Below are 14,596 nucleotides of genomic sequence, written 5' to 3'. Positions count from 1 at the left end.
TTTGTCATCTGCTGGACGCCTGTGGACGTCTGCGGATAGGTGATTGGTGGCCTGGGGCGGAATCGAACCACCGACACAAGGATTTTCAATCCTCTGCTCTACCGACTGAGCTACCGGGCCTGAGCCTCAAATTATAACCAGAAAAAAGGCGCTTTCCGCAAAAGCTAGAGAATTTGTTGGCCGGTCAGCCGCGCTTGCCCCGGCCCAGGTCCACGCCCAGCTGGCGCAGCTTGCGGTACAGGTGCGTGCGCTCCAGCCCGGTCTTCTCTGCCACGCGGGTCATGGAGCCACCTTCGCGGGCCAGGTGGAACTCGAAATAGGCTTTCTCAAACCCATCGCGCGCTTCGCGCAGGGGGCGGTCCAGATCGAAGCCCTGGTGGGCATGGGGGCCGGGCTCCACGCTGGCGACGGCGGAAGGCGCCGCGGGCAGGTGGGAGAAGCCCGGTTCGGCCGGTGCATGGGCTGGGGGCGCCGCGGCTGGCGCGGGGGCCGCCTGGTGGGCTGCGTTGCGGGCCAGGCCTTGCTCCACGGCCTTGAGCAGCTTTTGCAGGGTGATGGGCTTTTCCAGGAACGAGAAGGCGCCGATCCGCGTGGCCTCCACGGCCGTGTCGATGGTGGCGTGGCCGCTCATCATGATCACCGGCATGGTGAGCACGCCGGCCGTCGCCCATTCCTTGAGCAGGGACACCCCGTCGGTGTCGGGCATCCAGATGTCGAGCAAGACCAGGTCATAGGTATTGCCGGCCCGCGCGGTGCGTGCCTGGGTCGCGTTCTCCGCCAGGTCCACGCTGTGACCTTCGTCGTTCAGGATTTCCGACAACAGGTCACGAATGCCGAGCTCGTCGTCGACCACCAGAATGTTTGCCATGGGTATTGAAGCGCCTTCGGATACTGCGAGGCGGTGTTGTTATCACGCCACCGCGGGTTCAGGGGCGAATGATAACGAGACTTGGGCCCCGCGCACCACGCCATCTTCGGTGCGGTTGGACAGGTCGATGCGCGCTCCATGCTCATCGGCGATCTTTTTGACGACGGCCAGGCCGAGGCCGGTGCCCCGGGGCTTGGTGGTGACATAGGGCTCGAATGCGCGCTGCAGGATGTGTGCGGGGAAGCCCGCGCCGCTGTCCGCCACCACGAGCCGGACACGCCGCGACGACTCGCTCCAGCGGGTGCTGATGCGCACCGGCGGTGGGGGCTCGGAGCCCGCGGCGCGCGCCTGCTCGGTGGCATCCTGCGCGTTCTGCAGCAGGTTGTGCACCACTTGGCGCAGCTGCTGGGCATCGCCCGCGATACGAGGGCAGCGCGGGTCCAGCTCGGCCTCCACGCGCACGGTGGCGTTTTCTTCGCCGTACAGGTGGAGCACGTCCGCCACCAGGGCGTTGAGGTCCAGCGGATGCAGTTCGGCGGCGGGCAGGCGCGCGTAGTCGCGGAACTCGTTGACGAGGCGTTTCATCGCGTCCACCTGGTCCACGATGGTCTTGACGGACTTGGCCAGGATGGCCTGCTCGGGCGCGGGAAGCTTGCCCGACAGCTTGAGTTCCAGCCGCTCGGCGGACAGCTGGATGGGCGTCAGCGGGTTCTTGATTTCGTGGGCCAGGCGCCGCGCGACCTCGCCCCAGGCCTGCGCGCGCTGGGCTGAAACAATTTCTGAAATGTCGTCAAAAACCAACAGTCTATCGGCTCCGGGCAGCTCTGCCCCGCGGGCGACGAGGCTGGTGGCGTGCTGGCCGGCCCCCCCAGCCGATGCGTGCAGCTCAAAGGGTTGCTGCCAGTGGTCCAGCCCGTGGCGCTCGTGGTCCCCTAAAAAGGCATCGAAGTGCGCCTGCACCGACGCGGCAAACTCGGCCAGGCCGGGGACGTCGGCCAGCGAGCGTCCCTCGTAGGCGGCCATCGGCGCGCGCAGGATGCGGGTGGCGCCGGGGTTGGAGGAGCGGACCACGCCCTGCGCGTCCAGCACGATGACGCCGGCCGTCAGGTTGTCCAGGATGGTCTGCAGATTGGCGCGGGCAGCATCCACCTCGCCCATGCTTTGCTCCACGGCATGCCGGGCATCGGCCAGCTGCTGGGTCATCAGCGCGAACGAGCGGGTGAGCCCGCCGAGTTCGTCCTTGCCTTGCAGCACGGCCTTGGGGCTGAGGTTGCCAGCGGCCACTTCGCGCACCCCTTCGGCCAGGACCAGCAGGGGCCGCGCCAGCTGGTTGCCCAGCAGCACCGCCAGCAGCACCGCCCCGAACACCGCCAGGAAGAGGCTGAGCGTGAGCGTGCCGACGTACATGCGCCGCAGCCCGCCGCGCGCCAGAGCCCGCTCCTGGTATTCCCGGTTGGCCTCCTGCACGGCAACGGCGTTGGCCACCAGCGCGGGCGGCAACGGCAGTGTGGCCTGCAGGTAGCGCGGCTCCGCCAGCAAGCCAAAGCTGGAACTGGTGACCAGCGCAATGACCTTGACGCGCGCGTTCTGGGCGGCGGCCGGATCGGATACATCGTCCAGCCCCTCGATCTGCGCGGCAGCGCGCTGCTCCCGCACCGTGCGCAACAGGGACGCACCGGGGCGCTCGGGGTTCAGGCTGTAGCGTGACTGCCCCGCGCTGGCCACGGCCTGGCCGGCAGCGCTCCACAGGACGACATCGCTCGCGCCCAGCTGGTCGCGGATGCGTTCCAGCACCAGCCCCGCGGCGGCGTCGGGCACCTGGGCCACCTGGGCGCTGGCATTGCGCGTCTTGGCCGCCATGTCGGCCGCCAGGGAGTCCAGCGACACGCGGGCCAGGTTGACGCCCGCAGACAGGGCTCCCTCCACCTTCACGTCGAACCAGCTCTCGATGGAGCGGGTGACGAACTGGTAGGACACCACATAGATCAGCAGCCCGGGCATCAGGCCCACCAGCGCGAAGATGGCGGCCAGCTTGACGAGCAGCCGGCTGCCAAAGCGCCCCCGGCGCAGCCGCATGCCCAGGCGCACGGCCACCCACGCCAGCACCGCCAGCAGCAGCACCGCCACCAGCACATTGACGCCGAAGAGCCAGGCGTAATTGCGCTCGTACAGCGCACGGTTGTTGGTGGCCAGCGTCAGCAAAAACATCAGCACGAGGCCGATGGCGGACATGACGGCCGCCCCCACGCCAACGGCCCAGCGCACGGCGCGGGACTGGGGTGCCCCCGCAGGGCTCGGCGCGGCAGCCGGGGCAGCAGCGCTGGAAGCACTGGAGGCGCTGTTGGGGCGGCTCACTTGGCGGCCTCCGCGGCGAGACGCTGGCTGCGCGAAACCAGCAGGTTCCACCCCGACCGCCCCACAGCCCCGATCTGCAGGGGCCGCGGAAGCTGGGACATGTCCAGCCGGAAGCGGAAATTCACGGTGTGGGCCGCATCGGGTTCGATCGCGTCACTGTCCGCAATCTTCCAGCGCGAAATGCGCTGCACGGCGGACAGCGCGTCGCTGTAGTCCTCGAAATTCTGGCCCAGCACCACGCCCAGACCGCTGTTGGTGATGGGCACGGGTGACACGTTCAGGCGCCACCGGCGGGTCAGCGGCTGGTAGCTCAGGCGCAGGTAGCGGGTGGTTTCGGCCACCTGGCGGTCTGACCAGTACCAGCGATCCCGCAGCACCTGGGCTTCCGCCACGAAGAAGATGGGAATGCCCTTGTACAGCGCGTCCTCGGCCAGCTCGGGCAGCGCGAATTGCAGCGCGGTGCTGAGGTACAGGCCGTCCGCGGCATGCTCCAGCTGCAACTCGGCCACCTCGGCCGCGGCGGTGGAAGCCGCCACGGCAGGCGGCCCCCCCCCGGCGCCTGCCGCCCCCCACAAGAGCACACAGGCCAGCAGCCAGCGGGCCACCCACCCGCTATTGCGGCGATTTTTGCAACAGTGCGTAAAAAAACCCGTCGTGATCACCCGGCCGATTGTCCGGGACCGGCCCGCCCTTGTCCCGGTTGCCGGGAATTAAATGGCCGGGCGATGGCAGCAATTGCGCGTCGGTGTTGTGCGCAACAAACGTTTGCACCTGAGCCTCGCCTTCGGCCCGGAACACCGAACAAGTGCAATACAGCAGGCGCCCGCCCGGGCGCACCAGGGGCCAGAGCGCCGCCAGAAGCCGGGCTTGCACGCCCGCCAGCTGGGCGATATCGCTCTCACGGCGCAGCCAGCGCACGTCGGGGTGGCGCCGCACGATGCCGGAGGCCGAGCACGGGGCGTCCAGCAGCACGGCGTCGAACAGCGCGCCCCCACAGTGCTGTGGCCACCACTGCTGCGGCTGGCCGGCGTCGGCCACCACCACCTGGGCCGCCACGCCCAGGCGCCGCAGGTTGTCGTGGATGCGGGCACTGCGGGCCGGATCAATCTCCAGCGCGGTGACCTGCAGCGCAGCGCCGGCGCCCGCCCGCTCCAGCAGGTGGGCGGTTTTCCCGCCCGGGGCTGCGCAGGCATCGAGCACGCGCAGCGGCTGCGTGAGGTCCAGCCCTTCCAGCAGCAAGGGCGCCGCCAGCTGGGCCGCTGCGTCCTGCACCGACACCCAGCCGGCCTCGAACCCCGGCAGCTCCGTGACGGGCACGGGATGCCGTAGCACCAGGCCGGCCTCGCCCACGGGAGAAGAATCAATGTTGATAGCAGCTAGCGCTTGCTGGTAAAGGGCTAGAGTGGTTTTTTGCACATTGACCCGCAAGGTCATGGGTGCGTGGTCGTTGTTGGCCTGCAGAATCTGTTGCCAGGCCTGGGGGTAGTCCTTGCGCAGCCGCTCGATCCACCACCGCGGGTGATTCCAGCGGGCGACCGGATCGGCCTCCGTGGCGGCCACCAGCGCCTCCCGTTCGCGCAGAAAGCGACGCAGGCAGGCGTTCAGGAACGAGGCCTGTGCGCGAACGGCCGGGCTCCGTTTGGCCGCCTCGACGGTCTGGTTGACGAGCGTGAACGCCTCGTAGGGTGCGTCCTCGGGGTTCCAGCACAGCGCCAGCGCGCAGCACAGCAGCGCATCGGCCGCCGGCGGCGGCGTGCGCGCCACCATCTGGCGGCGCAGTGCCTGTGCACGGCCGGTATGGCGCAAAACCCGGAACAGCAGGGCCTGAACGCCCGGCCGCAGCCCTGCGTCCACAGCCGCCAGCGCGGCCGTGCCCGACTGCCCGCCGCGGATGGCCTGCAGTGCGCCCGCCACGGCCTGCAGTTGCCGCCACAGAGGCTCGGGCGCTGCAGCAGCCCCGGTGCTTTTGGCCCGGCGTTCCGGCGGGGCAGGAGGTGTGGTTGTAGTCATGGCAAAGGGGTTACAGGCTGCGGGCGGCCTTGAAACCGAACACGCGCGCCAGCAGGCTGGCGGGAAACTGGGCGATCGCGGCGTTGTACTGCACCACCGCGCCGTTGAACACGCGCGCCGCCTGGTCGGCCTGCTGCGCATGGTCGTCCCACCGCGCACGCCACTGCTCCAGCCGTTGCACGGGCGGCTGCGCACCTTCGCAGGCAGACCCGGCGTCTTCGGCCGCTTTTCCGGCCTTTTCGATCTTTTGGGCGTCTTCGCCTTCTTCCTCAGCCTGGTGCGCAGCGAGGGCTTGCATCCCCTTGTGCCAGCAGGCCAGGAGCACGTCACGGGCGGCGATCAGAGCGGCCACGGCCTCCGGCTGCAGCGGCCGCGCCCGCGCCATGGCCAGCGACGCGCTCAGCTGCGTGGCAGCACCTCGCAGCGCGGCCATTTCGGGGACGCTGGCGGCTGGCGTAGCAGGCACCCGGACCTCCTGCGCCGCTGCGAACTCTCCCAGCAGTGCCAGCCAGCGCACCATATGGGCATCAAAACTGCCGAAGGTCTGCACTACGGCGGAGCGCAGGCGCATCAGGCGGTTGTAGGCACCCAGTGCCCAGAACATGGCCAAAGAGAAAGCTATCCAGAAAAGAGGCGAGGACCACATGCGTTGTTGCCATGGGCGCTGCAGTGCGCGCGACGGCCCCAAGAAGAAAGACAAAGAAAAAAAGGATAGGGGGAAGCAGCGGCGACCGGTCCCGGCGGACCCTGCAAAAAAGCTCCCGGCCTGTCACGACAGGGCGGGAGCTTTTGAGGACGCGGCCGGTACTGCAAGGGACGCTGGTGGCACCTGCCCACGCACCGGCGTGGACAGGCTCAGCGGCGCCTTGCTCAGTCGGCAGCCGCGTCGGTCGCTGCGGAAGCGGCGCTGCCTTCGTCTTCCGTTGCGTCGGCCTGGGCAGCCATCTCGGCGGCTTCGGCTTCAGCAATGGCGCGGCGCTCGGCGTCGTCCATGGCGTCCTTGGCCTTGCGTGCCTGGTGGTAGGCCAGGCCGGTACCGGCAGGGATCAGGCGACCCACAATGACGTTTTCCTTCAGGCCACGCAGCTCGTCGCGCTTGCCCATGATGGCAGCCTCGGTGAGCACGCGGGTCGTTTCCTGGAAGGAAGCAGCCGAGATGAACGAATCGGTCGACAGCGAAGCCTTGGTGATCCCCAGCAGCAGGTTGCTGTAGGTCGCGGGGATCTTGCCTTCGGCCTGGAGCTGCTCGTTGGTGTTGAGGATCTCCGAACGCTCCACCTGTTCGCCAGCGATGTAGCTCGACTCGCCAGGGTTCTCGACCACGACGCGGCGCAGCATCTGGCGAACGATCACCTCGATGTGCTTGTCGTTGATCTTCACGCCCTGCAAGCGGTACACGTCCTGCACTTCGTCCACGATGTAGCGCGACAGTTCCTCGATGCCCAGCAGGCGCAGGATGTCCTGCGGATCGGCCGGGCCGTCCACGATCAGCTCGCCCTTGTTGACCACCTGGCCTTCGTGCACCAGGATGTTCTTTTCCTTGGGGATGAGCTCTTCCCAGACCTTGCCGTCCGGATCGGTGATCTGCAGGCGAATCTTGCCCTTGGTCTCCTTGCCGAACGAGATCGTGCCGGTCATCTCGGCCAGCGTGCCCTTGTCCTTGGGTGTGCGGGCTTCGAACAGCTCGGCCACGCGTGGCAGACCGCCGGTAATGTCGCGGGTCTTCTGGCCTTCCACGGGGATACGGGCCAGCACTTCGCCGGGGCCCACGTCCTGGCCGTCGCGCACCTGGATCAGCGCGCCCACCTGGAAGCCGATGGTCACCGAGTGGTCGGTGCCGGGGATCTTCACTTCCTGGCCTTGCGCGTCGATCAGCTTCACCTGCGGACGGACCACCTTGGCAGCGCCGCGGCGCTTGGGGTCGATCACCACCAGCGTGGACAGACCGGTCACTTCGTCGACCTGCTTGGCAACGGTGAGACCTTCTTCGACGTTTTCGAACTTGGTCTGGCCAGCGAACTCGGTAATGATCGGTCGCGTCAGCGGATCCCAGTTGGCCAGAATCGTGCCGGCCTTGATGGTCTGGTCGGCCTTCACCGTCAGCGTCGCACCGTAAGGCACCTTGTGACGCTCACGCTCGCGGCCGTGCTCGTCGTGGATGATGATCTCACCCGAACGCGCAATCACCACCAGTTCGCCCTTGGTGTTGCTCACGTAGCGCATCGTGGCGTTGAAGCCGATCACGCCGTTGGACTTGGCCTCCACGCTCGACGCGATGGCCGCGCGCGAAGCCGCACCACCGATGTGGAAAGTCCGCATGGTCAGCTGCGTGCCGGGTTCGCCGATGGACTGGGCGGCAATCACACCCACGGCTTCGCCGAGGTTGATCAGGCCGCCGCGGCCCAGGTCGCGGCCATAGCACTTGGAGCACAGGCCGTAGCGGGTTTCGCAGGTCAGCGCCGTGCGCACCTTCACCTCGTCCACTCCCACCGCCTCGATCTCTTCGATGAGGTCTTCTTCCAGCATGGTGCCGGCAGGCACCAGCACCGAGCGGTTTTCGGGGTGCAGGATGTCTTCGGCAGCCGTGCGGCCCAGGATACGCTCGCGCAGCGATTCGATCACTTCACCGCCTTCCACAATGGCGCGCATCAGCGAACCATTGGCGGTGCCGCAGTCGTCTTCGGTCACGACCAGATCCTGCGTCACGTCCACCAGACGGCGGGTGAGGTAGCCGGAGTTCGCAGTCTTCAGCGCCGTGTCGGCCAGACCCTTACGGGCACCGTGGGTGGAGATGAAGTACTCCAGCACGTTCAGACCTTCGCGGAAGTTCGCGGTAATAGGCGTCTCGATGATCGAGCCGTCGGGCTTGGCCATCAGCCCCCGCATACCGGCCACCTGGCGGATCTGGGCGGCAGAGCCGCGGGCACCGGAGTCGGCCATCATGTAGATGGAGTTGAAGGACTCCTGGTCCACTTCCTTGCCGTGGCGGTCCACCACCTTCTGCTTGGACAGCTGGGCCATCATCACCTTGGACACTTCGTCGCCGGCCTTGCCCCAGATGTCCACCACCTTGTTGTAGCGCTCGCCGGCCGTAACCAGACCGGACACGTACTGCTGCTCGATCTCCTTCACTTCCTTCTCGGAGCGCTCGATGATGCCGGCCTTCTGGGGTGGCACCAGCATGTCGTCGATGGCGATGGAGATACCGGCGCGCGTGGCCAGACGGAAGCCGTTTTGCAGCAGCTTGTCGGCGAACACCACGGTTTCCTTCAGGCCGCACTTGCGGAAGGACACGTTGATCAGGCGCGAGATTTCCTTCTTCTTGAGCGCCTTGTTCATGTTGGAGAACGGCAGGCCCTTGGGCAGGATCTCGGACAGCAGCGCACGGCCCACGGTGGTTTCCACCAGCGAGGTCGAGGGCACGAACTCGCCCGTGGCCTTGTCCTTGGTCCACTCGGTCATGCGCACCGTGATCTTGGCAGCCAGTTCGACCTGGCCAGCGTCCAGCGCGCGCTGCACTTCACCGGTGTCAGCGAACACCAGGCCTTCGCCCTTGCCGTTGATGCGGTCGCGGGTGGCGTAGTACAAGCCCAGCACCACGTCCTGCGAAGGCACGATGGAGGGTTCGCCCGAGGCGGGGAACAGCACGTTGTTGGAGGCCAGCATCAGCGTGCGGGCTTCCATCTGCGCTTCTACCGACAGCGGCACGTGCACAGCCATCTGGTCACCGTCGAAGTCGGCGTTGAAGGCCGCGCAAACGAGGGGGTGCAGCTGGATGGCCTTGCCTTCGATCAGGATGGGCTCAAAGGCCTGGATACCCAAACGGTGCAGCGTAGGCGCACGGTTGAGCATCACGGGGTGTTCCTTGATGACCTCTTCCAGGATGTCCCACACCACGGGGGTGCCGGATTCCACTTCCTTCTTGGCGGCCTTGATCGTCGTCGCGATGCCCATGGCTTCGAGGCGCGAGAAGATGAACGGCTTGAACAGCTCCAGCGCCATCAGCTTGGGCAGGCCGCACTGGTGCAGCTTGAGCGTCGGGCCCACGGTAATCACGGAACGACCGGAGTAGTCCACGCGCTTGCCCAGCAAGTTCTGGCGGAAACGGCCGGACTTGCCCTTGATCATGTCGGCCAAGGACTTCAGCGCGCGCTTGTTGGCGCCCGTCATGGCCTTGCCACGGCGGCCGTTGTCCAGCAGGCTGTCCACGGCCTCTTGCAGCATCCGCTTTTCGTTGCGGGCGATGATTTCCGGCGCCTTCAGTTCCAGCAGGCGGCGCAGTCGCGAGTTGCGGTTGATGACGCGGCGGTACAGGTCGTTCAGGTCGGACGTGGCAAAGCGGCCGCCGTCCAGCGGCACCAGCGGACGCAGGTCCGGGGGCAGCACGGGCAGCACGTCCAGCACCATCCACTCGGGCTTGATGCCCGACTTCTTGAACGCTTCCAGCACCTTCAGGCGCTTGGCGTTCTTCTTGACCTTGACTTCGGAGCCGGTCAGGTCGCCGCGCAGCTTCTCGATCGACAGGTCGATGTCGATGGATTCCAGCAGATCCTTGATACCTTCCGCACCCATCTTGGCGACGAACTCGTCGCCGTATTCCTTGCGCTTGGCGTCGTAGTCGTCCTCGGACATGATGCTGAACTTCTTCAGCGGGGTCATGCCGGGGTCGGTCACCACGTAGGCTTCAAAGTACAGCACGCGCTCGATGTCGCGCAGCGTCATGTCCAGCACCAGGCCCAGGCGCGAAGGCAGGGACTTCAGGAACCAGATGTGGGCACAAGGCGCGGCCAGGTCGATGTGGCCCATGCGTTCGCGGCGCACCTTGGTCTGTGTGACCTCAACGCCGCACTTCTCGCAGATCACGCCGCGGTGCTTCAGGCGCTTGTACTTGCCGCACAGGCATTCGTAGTCCTTGATGGGACCAAAAATCTTGGCGCAGAACAGGCCGTCACGCTCGGGCTTGAACGTGCGGTAGTTGATGGTTTCGGGCTTCTTCACTTCGCCGAAAGACCACGAACGGATCTTCTCGGGCGAAGCCATGCCGATGCGGATGGCATCGAAATGCTCGTCCGGCGTGAATTGCTTGAACAGGTCGAGTAGCGATTTCATAGTGACTCTTTCCTTTTCTGCTTAGGAGCGTTCCAGCTCGATGTCCAGGCCCAGCGAACGGATTTCCTTGACCAGCACGTTGAACGATTCCGGCATGCCGGCTTCGATGGCGTGTTCGCCCTTGACGATGGATTCGTACACCTTGGTACGGCCCACCACGTCGTCGGACTTCACCGTCAGCATTTCCTGCAGCACGTAGGCGGCGCCGTACGCTTCCAGCGCCCACACTTCCATTTCCCCGAAACGCTGGCCGCCGAACTGGGCCTTGCCGCCCAGCGGCTGCTGCGTGACGAGCGAGTACGGGCCGGTCGAGCGGGCGTGCATCTTGTCGTCCACCAAGTGGTGCAGCTTCAGGTAGTGCATGTAGCCGATCGTCGTCGGGCGCTCAAAGCGCTCGCCCGTGCGGCCGTCGTATAGGTACGCCTGGGTGCGCGAATCGGTCAGGCCCTTGCGCTCCTTGATGTCGTCCGGGTAGGCGATCTTGAGCATGTCCTTGATTTCTTCTTCCGAAGCACCATCGAACACGGGGGTGGCATACGGCACGCCGTTGGTCAGGTTCTCGGCCATGGCCATCAGTTCGTCATCGCTGAGCTGCGACAGGTCTTCCTTGCGGCCACGCGAGTTGTAGACCTCTTCCAGGAACGTGCGCAGTTCCGAGGCCTTGGCCTGCTCCTGCAGCATGTTGCCGATGCGCTGGCCAATACCCTTGCCGGCCCAGCCCAGGTGGACTTCCAGCACCTGACCGATGTTCATCCGCGAGGGCACGCCCAGCGGGTTCAGCACGATGTCGGCAGGGGTGCCGTCGGCCATGTAGGGCATGTCTTCGACCGGAACGATCTTGGACACCACACCCTTGTTGCCGTGGCGGCCGGCCATCTTGTCGCCAGGCTGCAGGCGGCGCTTGACGGCCAGGTAGACCTTGACCATCTTCAGCACGCCTGCCGGCAGCTCATCGCCTTGCGTGAGCTTCTTGCGCTTTTCTTCGAAAGCCAGGTCGAAGCTGTGGCGCGTCTGCTCCATCGCATTCTTCATGGATTCGAGCTGCGCGGCCACGGCCTCGTCGGCGGGACGGATGTCGAACCAGTGGAACTTCTCCACGCCGTCGAGGTACGCCTTGTCGATCTTCGTGCCCTTGGCCAGCTTCTGCGGGCCACCGTTGGCGGTCTTGCCGACCAGCAGTTTCTCGATACGGTCGAACGCGTCGGCCTCCACGATGCGCAGCTGGTCGTTCAAGTCCAGGCGGAAGCGCTTGAGTTCATCGTCGATGATTTGCTGGGCGCGCTTGTCGCGCTGGATGCCTTCGCGGGTGAACACCTGCACGTCGATCACGGTGCCGGACGAACCCTGATCCACGCGCAGCGAAGTATCCTTCACGTCCGAAGCCTTCTCGCCGAAGATGGCGCGCAACAGCTTTTCTTCAGGCGTGAGGGTGGTTTCGCCCTTGGGCGTGACCTTGCCGACCAGTGTGTCGCCGGGCTGCACTTCGGCACCCACGTAGATGATGCCGGACTCGTCCAGGCGGTTCAGCTGCTGCTCCGACAGGTTCGGAATGTCGCGCGTGATTTCCTCGGCGCCCAGCTTCGTGTCGCGGGCCATCACCACCAGTTCCTCAATGTGGATCGAGGTGTAGCGGTCTTCGGCCACCACGCGTTCGGAGATCAGGATCGAGTCTTCGAAGTTGTAGCCGTTCCAGGGCATGAAGGCGATCAGCATGTTCTGGCCAATGGCGATTTCGCCAAAGTCGGTCGACGCGCCGTCGGCAACCACATCGCCCTTGACCAGCATGTCGCCCTTCTTGACGATGGGACGCTGGTGGATGTTGGTGTTCTGGTTGGAACGCTGGTACTTGATGAGGTTGTAGATGTCCACGCCCACTTCACCGGCCACGGCTTCGGCGTCGTTCACGCGCACCACGATGCGGGTGGCGTCGACATAGTCCACCACGCCGCCGCGCTTGGCGGTGACCACGGTGCCCGAGTCCACGGCAGCCACGCGCTCGATGCCCGTGCCCACCAGGGGCTTCTCGGGACGCAGCACGGGCACGGCCTGGCGCGACATGTTGGCGCCCATCAGTGCGCGGTTCGCATCGTCGTGCTCCAGGAAGGGCACCAGCGACGCCGCCACCGAAACGATCTGGGCAGGCGACACGTCCATGTACTGCACGCGGTCGGCGCCGCACAGGATGGATTCACCCTTCTCACGGGCCGACACCAGTTCGCCCGTCAGGCGGCCATCCTTGTCCAAGGTGGCGTTGGCCTGCGCGATCACGTACTTGCCTTCCTCGATGGCCGACAGGTAGTCGATCTCGTTCGTGACCTTGCCGTCCACGACGCGGCGGTACGGCGTTTCGATGAAACCGTACTCGTTCAGTCGGGCGTACAGGGCCAGCGAGTTGATCAGGCCAATGTTCGGGCCTTCCGGCGTTTCGATAGGGCACACGCGGCCGTAGTGGGTCACGTGCACGTCACGCACTTCGAAGCCGGCACGTTCGCGGGTCAGACCGCCCGGGCCCAGGGCCGACACGCGGCGCTTGTGGGTGATTTCGGCCAGCGGGTTCGTTTGGTCCATGAACTGCGACAGCTGGGACGCGCCGAAGAACTCCTTGAGCGCCGCGGAAATCGGCTTGGAGTTGATCAGGTCGTGCGGCATCAGCGGCTCTTGCTCGGCCTGGCCCAGGCGCTCCTTCACGGCCTTCTCGATCCGTGCCAGACCGGTGCGGTACTGGTTCTCGGCCAGTTCGCCCACGCAACGCACGCGGCGGTTGCCCAGGTGGTCGATATCGTCCACTTCGCCGCGGCCATTGCGCAGATCCACCAGGATCTTCACCACGGCCAGGATGTCCTCGTTGGACAGCACCATGGGGCCAGTGGATTCGTCGCGGCCGATCTTGGCGTTGAACTTCATGCGGCCCACGCGCGACAGGTCGTACGTGTCGGGGTTGTAGAACAGGCGCTGGAACAGGGCCTGCACGGCGTCTTCCGTGGGCGGCTCGCCAGGGCGCATCATGCGGTAGATGGCCACGCGCGCAGCGAATTCGTCCACGGTTTCGTCGATGCGCAGGGTTTGCGAGATGTACGCGCCCTGGTCGAGTTCGTTCGTGTAGATGCACTGCAGCTCTTGCACGCCGGCCGAGCGCAGCTTCTTGAGCAGCGCTTCGGTTAGTTCGTCATTGGCCTTGGCAATGATCTCGCCCGTGTCGGCGTCCACGATGTTGCGCGCGACCACACGGCCGATCAGGAAGTCTTCGGGCACGCTGATGTGCGTGGTGCCGGACTGCTCCAGCTCGCGCGTGTGGCGGGCGGTGATGCGCTTGTCCTTGGCGACGATGACCTTGCCGCTCTTGTCGGTGATGTCGAAGCGGGCCACTTCGCCCTTCAGGCGTTCGGGCACGAATTCCATCTGCGCACCGCTGTCCATCAGGCGGAAGTTGTCGTTGACGAAGAAGTTCGCCAGGATGGACTCGGGGTTCAGGCCGATGGCCTTGAGCAGGATGGTGACCGGCATCTTGCGGCGACGGTCGACGCGGAAGTACAGGATGTCCTTCGGATCGAATTCGAAGTCCAGCCACGAGCCGCGGTAGGGAATGATGCGCGCGCTGAACAGCAGCTTGCCCGAGCTGTGCGTCTTGCCCTTGTCGTGTTCGAAGAACACGCCGGGAGAACGGTGCAACTGCGACACGATCACGCGCTCGGTGCCGTTGATGATGAACGAGCCCTTGTCGGTCATCAGGGGCACCTCGCCCATGTAGACCTCCTGCTCCTTCACTTCCTTGACCACCTTGGACTGCGAGGTCGACGACTCACGGTCGTAGATGATCAGCTGCACCTTGGCGCGCACGGCGGAGGCGAAAGTCAGGCCCCGGGTCTGGCATTCGCGCACGTCGAAGGCCGGCTTGGCCAGGTTGTATTCGACGAACTTCATCTCCACAAAACCGTTGTGCGAGACGATCGGGAAGGCGGCATCGAAAGCGGCTTGCAGGCCTTCGATGGTTCGTTTTTGCGGGGGGGTGTCGGCCTGCAGGAAAGCGGTGTAGGCGTCCTTCTGCATCTGCAGCAGGTAGGGAACTTCGAGCACGCTGTCGCGGGTGCCGAAACTTTTGCGGATTCGCTTGCGTTCGGTATAGGAATAGGCCATGAGATCTCCGGGCAAAGACATGAGTCCTGGGTCTTCGACGACTGACCTGCAGGGCAGTGGAGAACCTGCAGGCTTGGCGGTTGGCCACTACCAACCATGGCGGACGGCGATGCGTTGCAC

At 65.6% G+C, this 14,596-nt stretch carries 7 protein-coding genes and 1 tRNA gene; all 8 read right to left on the bottom strand.

Annotated features, from left to right (window positions below; all coding sequences use genetic code 11):
- Positions 1 to 44: 44 nt before the first annotated feature.
- Positions 45 to 120 (bottom strand) — tRNA-Phe (locus ACOYR3_RS02810).
- 64 nt (positions 121 to 184) lie between these two features.
- Positions 185 to 868 (bottom strand): response regulator, encoded by a 684-nt coding sequence (locus ACOYR3_RS02805; protein ID WP_422844986.1) that lies wholly within the window; start codon positions 866 to 868, stop codon positions 185 to 187.
- A 42-nt stretch (positions 869 to 910) separates the two neighbouring features.
- Positions 911 to 3,100 carry an ATP-binding protein gene (locus ACOYR3_RS02800; protein WP_422846513.1) on the bottom strand — a complete coding sequence of 730 codons (2,190 nt, stop codon included), beginning with the start codon at positions 3,098 to 3,100 and terminating at the stop codon, positions 911 to 913.
- 119 nt (positions 3,101 to 3,219) lie between these two features.
- Positions 3,220 to 3,759, bottom strand: a complete 540-nt coding sequence (locus tag ACOYR3_RS02795) for a DUF4390 domain-containing protein (protein WP_422844985.1) — start codon at positions 3,757 to 3,759, stop codon at positions 3,220 to 3,222.
- Between the two features lie 76 nt (positions 3,760 to 3,835).
- Positions 3,836 to 5,233: a 16S rRNA (cytosine(967)-C(5))-methyltransferase RsmB gene (gene rsmB, locus ACOYR3_RS02790; protein WP_422844984.1), complete on the bottom strand. Its 1,398-nt coding sequence runs from the start codon at positions 5,231 to 5,233 to the stop codon at positions 3,836 to 3,838.
- Positions 5,234 to 5,243: 10 nt separating this feature from the next.
- Complete coding sequence (locus tag ACOYR3_RS02785) at positions 5,244 to 5,879, bottom strand: LemA family protein (RefSeq protein WP_422844983.1); 636 nt, start codon at positions 5,877 to 5,879, stop codon at positions 5,244 to 5,246.
- Positions 5,880 to 6,103: 224 nt separating this feature from the next.
- Positions 6,104 to 10,342 carry a DNA-directed RNA polymerase subunit beta' gene (gene rpoC / locus ACOYR3_RS02780; protein WP_422844982.1) on the bottom strand — a complete coding sequence of 1,413 codons (4,239 nt, stop codon included), beginning with the start codon at positions 10,340 to 10,342 and terminating at the stop codon, positions 6,104 to 6,106.
- A gap of 21 nt (positions 10,343 to 10,363) precedes the next feature.
- Entirely contained in the window at positions 10,364 to 14,476 is a 4,113-nt protein-coding gene (rpoB, locus tag ACOYR3_RS02775; RefSeq protein WP_422844981.1) for a DNA-directed RNA polymerase subunit beta, read from the bottom strand.
- Between the last annotated feature and the right edge of the window lie 120 nt (positions 14,477 to 14,596).

It is taken from the genome of Acidovorax sp. M2(2025), assembly GCF_049330835.1.
Classification (GTDB): Bacteria; Pseudomonadota; Gammaproteobacteria; order Burkholderiales; family Burkholderiaceae_C; genus Acidovorax.
This window is presented reverse-complemented; position numbering and strand designations above follow the sequence as displayed.

Coding starts and splice junctions, on each gene's coding strand:
- ACOYR3_RS02805 (WP_422844986.1), bottom strand. CDS start 868: ATGGCAAACATTCTGGTGGTCGACGACGAGCTCGGCATTCGTGACCTG.
- ACOYR3_RS02800 (WP_422846513.1), bottom strand. CDS start 3,100: ATGTCCGCCATCGGCCTCGTGCTGATGTTTTTGCTGACGCTGGCCACC.
- rsmB (WP_422844984.1), bottom strand. CDS start 5,233: ATGACTACAACCACACCTCCTGCCCCGCCGGAACGCCGGGCCAAAAGC.
- ACOYR3_RS02785 (WP_422844983.1), bottom strand. CDS start 5,879: ATGTGGTCCTCGCCTCTTTTCTGGATAGCTTTCTCTTTGGCCATGTTC.
- rpoC (WP_422844982.1), bottom strand. CDS start 10,342: ATGAAATCGCTACTCGACCTGTTCAAGCAATTCACGCCGGACGAGCAT.
- rpoB (WP_422844981.1), bottom strand. CDS start 14,476: ATGGCCTATTCCTATACCGAACGCAAGCGAATCCGCAAAAGTTTCGGC.